Annotated in this window: 1 protein-coding gene; it reads right to left on the reverse strand. The window is 41.0% G+C overall.

Annotated features, from left to right (window positions below; translation table 11 throughout):
- Positions 1–227, reverse strand: a 227-nt coding sequence (locus AAEY83_RS14470) for a hypothetical protein (protein WP_351059938.1), incomplete at its 3' end; no start/stop codon positions are given.
- Between the last annotated feature and the right edge of the window lie 51 nt (positions 228–278).

Consider the following 278-nt stretch of genomic DNA (forward strand, 5'->3'; position numbering starts at 1 on the left):
GTGTAATGCAGTGCTAAAAACCAATCAGTAAAATAATGGCTGGTACCAACAGGCTCTGACAAAATGTCACCCGTATACTGGTTTAAATGAAACTTATACCATTGCTCTGTCCCGCGTTTAACTAAGTAAACCCGATCAGCAGTATCATCGTTAAATATCTCACAACTACCTACTACATACTCAGGGTAAGCAAGCTCTGTTTTTGCGATTAATTTGTCGATTGGCATGCGCTCTGGCAGTGCTTTTACAACATAGTGACTGCTTGGCATAAGTAAGCC

Origin of the sequence: Psychrobacter sp. TB20-MNA-CIBAN-0197 (assembly GCF_040309765.1) — a bacterium.
Lineage (GTDB): Bacteria > Pseudomonadota > Gammaproteobacteria > Pseudomonadales > Moraxellaceae > Psychrobacter > Psychrobacter submarinus.